Below are 6,977 nucleotides of genomic sequence, written 5' to 3' on the forward strand. Positions count from 1 at the left end.
GCCATGTCTTCCTAATGTAAATTCTAGTTTCATTCTAAATTTATTCATGTCTGCTTCACTTATATTATCAGTTAAATAATACTTATCATCCACAACACCACTCTCCTATTATTTCTAATAAAATATAACTCTTATCTAGATTATTAACAGTTATTAATACATATACATTCAGTTAATTAACTTACATAAGAATAACATCTATCATCTAGTTCTAATTAATTTATTCTTTTGTCTAGTAATGTACTATATATTTTATTATTATTCATAATGCATATTATTATATAAATTTAATTAAATCATTATGTTAATTAATTTTTAATAAAAAGGCTATGTTAGCTAACTTTGTGATTAATTATATCTAAAATAGGATATAATATAGGTGTAAACTATATTTCAACTGATTTGCAGAAAGGATACCTAATATTATGCCAAAAGTAGATATAAAAGCTATGATAAAAGATTTAAAAAAGAATGAACTTACAGAGTTAATTTCAGTAGCACAAGAAGTATTAAGTACTTTATTTAATTCCTCTGAAATTAGAGATAATGTTAAAGAAAGCAGATTTTCTAAAGGATACGAATGCCCAAAATGTCAATGTAAAGATGTAAATAAAAATGGGAAATCTAACGGAAGACAAAGATATATATGTAAATGTTGTCGTACAAGTTTTGATGAGTTTACTATGTCTCCATTCTCTAATACAAAATTAGGCTTAGATAAATGGCTAAAATACTGCGAATTAATGATATTAGGACTTTCTATAAGAAAATGTGCAGAAGAAGTAGAAGTAGGTGTTAAAACGTCTTTTTACATGCGTCATAGGATACTTGATGTAATAAATCTATCATTAAAAAATGATAAAGTTGAAGGTATAGTTGAAGTAGATGAATGCTTTATTAAGGAGTCTTTTAAAGGGAATCATTCTAAAAGTACTACATTTGTAATGCCTAGAAACCCTAGAAAAAGAGGTAAAGGTAAAAATGATAAGAAGAAAAGAGGAATATCAAAAGAGCAGATTTGTATAGAGACAGCAATTGATAGAAAAGGAAATATCCTTATGGGTGCTATTTGTAATGGTAGAATTACAACAAATCAAATAGTTAACTTCTTTGACAATAAAATATGTGAAGATGCTACTTTTTGTGTAGATTCACATAAATCATATATGGGAATAAAGGATAAGTTGAACATAGAATTAAAGCAAGTTCCTAGGGGAAAATCAATGATAGATAGTGTTTATCATTTACAGCATATAAATGCTCTTCACAGTAGCTTTAAGAGATGGTTAATGACTTTTAATGGTGTATCCACAAAATATATCAATAATTATTTGGCTTGGTTTAAATTTCTACAACTAAGTAAGAAGAATAAAAAGAATGACCGAATTAAAGATATGCTAGTGAATGTAGCTACTAAGGATACATATGTAACTAGAACCACTATTAGAAATAGATTCATTGAGTTAACCTAAAATAAGGAACTTTACTTCAAATTAATGAAATCATTTTGCAATTGGAAAATAATTGAATATTTTGTATAATATAATTAAGTTCGCAATTGTTATATAATGTGAAATAAGATTGTGTAAAATTTTATTAGGGGGGATATTATGATTAAAAAGAAAGTATTATCTATAGGGTGTGCAGTTGTTTTAGCATTTAGTTATTTGGGGACAAGAGTATTTGCTAATTATGGAACTGGTTCTAATAATAGTGCGGAAGTAGAGATGACTGTTGATTACAATGGTAATACAGTATATGAATATACTGATGCAGATGGTGTTACTCGTACAAGCACAACTACAGATTCAATAGGTTTGACTAAGAATAGATTTGACAAGATATATGGTATAAATAAATGGGATAGTGATAATATAGTTGTTACAATAAAGGAAGTTCCGAAAGACGGAGCAACAACATCGTTTGAAATTGTTAATAATGTTGGTGAAACTATTAGTAGTTCTAATGGAACACAGTATAGTAAAGATGAATCTTGGAGTGCAAAAAGTAGTGGTGGATTGGGTACACCACATTATGTAAGAGCTAATCCATCTGTGGCAGGTAAGTATAAATTTCATTTGCAATGGTAAGGGAAATTAAATATACATTTTTAATATATTACGAACAATTTATAGTAAGTTATAGAAGCAACCACATCTTAGAATTCAATGTATTGAAAAGTCTAAGGTGTGGTTGTTTTTATGTCATATTTATCACTAAGAGGGCTAACATAGCCAATAAAAAAATAAAAAGATTAGTATTTGTTTAAAATTTTCAAACACTAATCTTTATAAATAGTTATTTTTTATAAAACAACCTACTTTATTTTATTAATCTAATCATCTATTGGAAGTACTCTGTCTAAGTAATACAACTTATATTAACTTCTTAAAAGGTTTTCATATTCATTTTTAATTTAACAATTATTATTTTTCACTTTCTTCATATATAAATCTAGATATTTTTCTTATAATATCTTCAAATTCTTGAATATTAGTTTCATTAGATGCAAACCCTATTATAAATGGATTTTTTGAATAAACAATACCTATATCATGAGTAATTCCATCAGCTTCACCTGTTTTATGAAGTATAGTTACATCTTCTGGTATATAATATGGTATTTTATGATTTATTTGTTGTTCTTTCATAATAGTTTTAATTTCTTTACTTACACTTTGCGATATAAGTGTTTCATTATGTATAGATTCTAGTATTATAGCCATATCAGATAAAGAAAAGTAATTTTCATTCCCCAACTTTTTACTTTCCATATCATACATTTTTCTACTTAATATAGTATTTTTTAATCCTAAATTTTTTATAGTTTTGTTAATTTCATCAATGCCTAATCTATCTATTAATACGTTGGTTGCTGTATTGTCACTTAATATAATCATTAAATTACACAAATCCCTTATAGTAACTTCGATTCCATCATGCATATATGTAAGTGCTCCACAACTTGGTACTTTCATATACTTAGTTATAGCTATTTTTTCTAAATCACTTATGTCTTTAGACTCTAATCTTCTTAGAGCTTCAATTAAAATAGGTAATTTTACTATGCTTGCTGCCATAAACTTAACATCTTCATTATATTTTATTTCATTTTGAGTATTTAAGTCTTTATAGTAAAAACCTATTTTTCCACTACACCCTTCTAGTAGCTTTATTATTTTCTCTTGCAAAATTTACACCCTCTTTTTTATATTATATTTAATATAATAGCAAATAATTAAACATAATACGTATAACTTAATAATAAAAAAATTACATCCGTTGTTTAAAGATGTAATTTTTTATTATTAAATTATATAATTATACCCAAAATTTATATTAAAATCTTATTTTTCTAATTATTCTATTAAACTCTATATTAATCTTCTTAACCATTCCTTTATACACTCATCAGCAAATGTAGCATTTACAGTATTTAAGTATATATCTATATACTCATCTTTATCTATATTAAATTTATCATATATAAGTTTTATTTCATTGCTTAAATCTATATTTGAAACAGTTCTATTATCAGTGTTTATACTTACATTTATTCCATTTTTATAAAAATCATATAATGGATATTTTCTAAAATCTTCAACTGCCTTAGTTTGAATATTACTAGTTGGGCACATTTCTAAAACAACTTTAGTTTCTTTCACTAATTCATAAGCCTCTTTCATATCTTTTATTCGAACACCATGACCTATTCTTTGTGCTTTAGCTATATTTATAGCATCTATAACATTTTGACTACTTGCAGCTTCTCCTGCATGTATTGTTATATTATATCCATAGCTTCTTGCAAGTTCTATTGCTTTTTTATATTTTTTAACAAATCCTTCTTCTTCAGGCCCTGCTAAATCTATTGCTACTACACCTTTATTTAAAAATTTTTTCCCCTCTTCAACAACTAGTATAGCATCATCTTCACTCATAGTTCTCATACAGCATAGTATTATATTCCCTTTTATATCATACATTTTTTCTGCTTCATTGATTCCATCTATTGCACTTTGTATAACTTCTTCTATACTTAATCCTCCATTTAAATGTAATAACGGAGCAAATCTAACTTCTATATATTTTACATTTTCTTTTTGTGCATCTTCTAAAAGTTCAAATGTAACTCTTTTTATATTTTCTCTACTTTGCATAACCTTATTGGCTAAATCAAATCTTTTTAAATATTCATTTAAAGATGTACAATCATTAGGTACTTGAACCAATTTTTCAACATCACATTTTTCATATGACTCTAATTTTATATTTTCTTTTTTAGCTATATCTATAATAGTATCCACTCTAACACTTCCATCTAAATGACAATGTAATTCTATTTTTGGTAACTTATTTATCATGTTTATCCCCCTAATCTTATTTATATATATTATTATTATTTCATTTTTTTGTATAAAAAAATTCTTAATTACAAAGAAAAGCTATATTATAAATACAACTTTTCTTCGTAATCAAGAATTATAGGTTCTTGGTAGAAACTCCCAAACCTTATTATTGGGATTATACGAAATATTTATTTCTATATATTCTATTAGCATTTATAATTATTGTCAATTATTTTTATAAAAATTAACTTCACTCAAAGGATGTGGGAGCAAAATATTTCCTTAATATATAAAAGTAAATTCCCCGTCGTATTTTCCGACAGGGTATATTTTATTAGTTTTAACTATATTTTTACATTCTATATAAGTTACATAAAATATAACCTAATAATATATATAAATTTTTTCTAAAGACCTTTATAATTATTCGTCTATTTTTTTATTATATCCATAATAGAGTGTGACACCATATAAGTATATGCTTCAAACATGTCTATTCCACTATATTCACAGCCTTTATCTACCCACAATTCGATAAATGATATCAATCCATTAGTATAATACCTTGCCATATTTTCTTTAGTTAAAACATTAGAATAATATAGTTCATTTAATTCATGCTTATCTATAATTCTTATAAATATGTTATATATTTTATAACCTAATATTTCTTTAAAAGAATTTTGTCCTTCTACTTTAAATGCTTTTTTTATAAACTCCCTATTTTTTTCTAATCTTATAAATATTATTTTTAAGGATTCATATTCCATATCACTATCTACCATCTCATATATATTTTTCATTATATCTTCATCTACTATATATTCTAGTACTTCATACTTATCTTTAAAGTGATGATAAAATGTTGGTCTAATAACTTTACTCTTATCAGTAATCATCTTAATAGTTATATTTTTAAAAGGTATATCTAATATAAGCTTTTTAAAGCTATTAGCTAGCAGATTTTTGGTTATTTCTTTTTTTACTTTCCATACATCTACTCACTTTCTAAAAGTATTCTAGAATAAGTATATGAATAGGTTTTGTCTATATTGATATCTAATTTTTTCTATATATAAAAATTAGATTAAATGCTTTTTTGTAAAAATATTTATCTAAGTACAAATAATCTATAATTCTTTATTTTTATAAAAAATAGATCTTTTAACTTTCCTTAGAATTACATATAATCCTCCTACTAAAAAAGGTACTATAAAGCTTGAAAATCTGTATATAAGCATACTAGATACAGATTTTATACTGTTTGCTATAACTGAAAATAATAATGTATAAACAAACTCAACAGATGCAATTCCTGCTGGTGCTGGTATACTTCCTGCTAAAATCATTGCTAGTGAAGTTACAGTCAGTGCATCTATTATGCCTATATTTATATTCATTTCTCTTAATGCTATATATGAGCTTAAATATATAAGTAAAAATTTAACTAGGTTCATTAAAATTTCTATTACTATTATCATCTTATTTTTTAATAATACTATTGAGCTTTTTTTTATTCTCAATATTTCTGCTTCAATATAATTTATTTTCTCTTTGTATTTACTATTTATTTTTAGCTTATTACTAATGTATCTAATTATTAGCAGTAAAAATTTATGAAATTTATTTGATAAACATATAGATACTAAAAAAAATAATATTAATATAGTGATTATATAAACAAACTTAATTATTCCTAGATAATCGTAGAAATTTATTTTTATAAAACTGTAATTTATAATTATACATATAATACTAAATAATGCTATTGATAACCTATGAAATACATAATTAAGGGTACTAACACCGACTCCTTGTGATGGTGATATCCCTTTTTGTTGTAAATAATAAACGGAAGCGACGTAAGAGCCGCTTCCAAATGTTGCAGTTTTATAAAAACTAGTATAAAAAGAGCATCCTATCCCGTTTAAAATAGTAAATTTTCTACTAAATTGTTTTGCTAAAAACGAAATGTTAAAACCTTCTACAAAACTATATCCTATAGATAAAATTAAAATACTTATGCATCCTTTTAAACTTAATTTCTTTAATTGTATATATATATCTACCATATAATTTTGAAATATATAAACTATAGCTGATACAATTATTATTAGAAATATAAATTTAAGTCTGTTATTCTGTTTATTTTTCAAGGATACCCTCCTTTATACTTATTTATCTTTTTTATTTTCCTCCCATAATTTATCTGCTACATCAGCCCAATTATGAGCATATAATGTACATTTATCACATAAATGATCAACTTCTTCAAGAGACTGTAAATCAGTTGATTTTGCATTACATTTTTTTACCATATTTCTTAAATATTCTGGATTTTCAAGCATTGGGCAAGGTCTTAAATGATTATTATTAAATGGTTGGTTATCTCTGTATGCCATAAATAATGGTTGTTTTAAGGCTTCTAGTAATGTTACTTCTTTTATATTTGCACTAGAATAATGTATAAACACACAAGGTTCTACATCTCCATTTGGGTTTATGTGTAAGTAGTTTCTTCCACCAGCTATACATCCACCTACATCTTCACCATCATTTTGGAAGTCTATTGCAAATATAGGCTTTCCACCTTCAATCCCACGTATTTCTCTTACTCTATGATACATA

The 6,977-nt window shown here is 25.0% G+C and carries 7 protein-coding genes and 1 riboswitch; of the genes, 2 read left to right on the forward strand and 5 right to left on the reverse strand.

All coding sequences use genetic code 11. The features are described 5' to 3' along the window. Positions 1 to 425: 425 nt before the first annotated feature. Positions 426 to 1,472, forward strand: coding sequence for an IS1595-like element ISCpe8 family transposase (locus tag Q5F54_RS08760; protein ID WP_288526984.1), 1,047 nt, complete (start codon positions 426 to 428; stop codon positions 1,470 to 1,472). 138 nt (positions 1,473 to 1,610) lie between these two features. Beyond that, a complete protein-coding gene (locus tag Q5F54_RS08765) occupies positions 1,611 to 2,090 on the forward strand; it encodes a hypothetical protein (RefSeq protein WP_288526986.1) in 480 nt (159 codons plus the stop codon). A 336-nt stretch (positions 2,091 to 2,426) separates the two neighbouring features. Here the strand turns inward: Q5F54_RS08765 and Q5F54_RS08770 are convergent, their stop codons facing one another. The 5 genes from Q5F54_RS08770 to Q5F54_RS08790 all read right to left on the reverse strand — a co-directional run. Next, the gene (locus tag Q5F54_RS08770; protein ID WP_071120730.1) at positions 2,427 to 3,191 is read right to left on the reverse strand and encodes a serine hydrolase; all 765 of its coding nucleotides are present in this window, start codon (positions 3,189 to 3,191) and stop codon (positions 2,427 to 2,429) included. A 183-nt stretch (positions 3,192 to 3,374) separates the two neighbouring features. Next, positions 3,375 to 4,364: an adenosine deaminase gene (gene add, locus Q5F54_RS08775; RefSeq protein WP_281537727.1), complete on the reverse strand. Its 990-nt coding sequence runs from the start codon at positions 4,362 to 4,364 to the stop codon at positions 3,375 to 3,377. 88 nt (positions 4,365 to 4,452) lie between these two features. Beyond that, positions 4,453 to 4,552, reverse strand: a riboswitch (purine riboswitch). Positions 4,553 to 4,780: 228 nt separating this feature from the next. Continuing rightward, entirely contained in the window at positions 4,781 to 5,323 is a 543-nt protein-coding gene (locus Q5F54_RS08780) for a TetR/AcrR family transcriptional regulator C-terminal domain-containing protein (RefSeq protein ID WP_330697388.1), read from the reverse strand. Between the two features lie 156 nt (positions 5,324 to 5,479). Then, positions 5,480 to 6,505, reverse strand: coding sequence for a lysylphosphatidylglycerol synthase domain-containing protein (locus Q5F54_RS08785; RefSeq protein WP_288248594.1), 1,026 nt, complete (start codon positions 6,503 to 6,505; stop codon positions 5,480 to 5,482). Positions 6,506 to 6,523: 18 nt separating this feature from the next. Then, the coding region (locus Q5F54_RS08790) for an SPASM domain-containing protein (RefSeq protein WP_302334254.1) at positions 6,524 to 6,977 on the reverse strand (454 nt) is incomplete at its 5' end.

Source organism: uncultured Romboutsia sp., assembly GCF_958366745.1.
Taxonomy (GTDB): domain Bacteria; phylum Bacillota; class Clostridia; order Peptostreptococcales; family Peptostreptococcaceae; genus Romboutsia; species Romboutsia timonensis.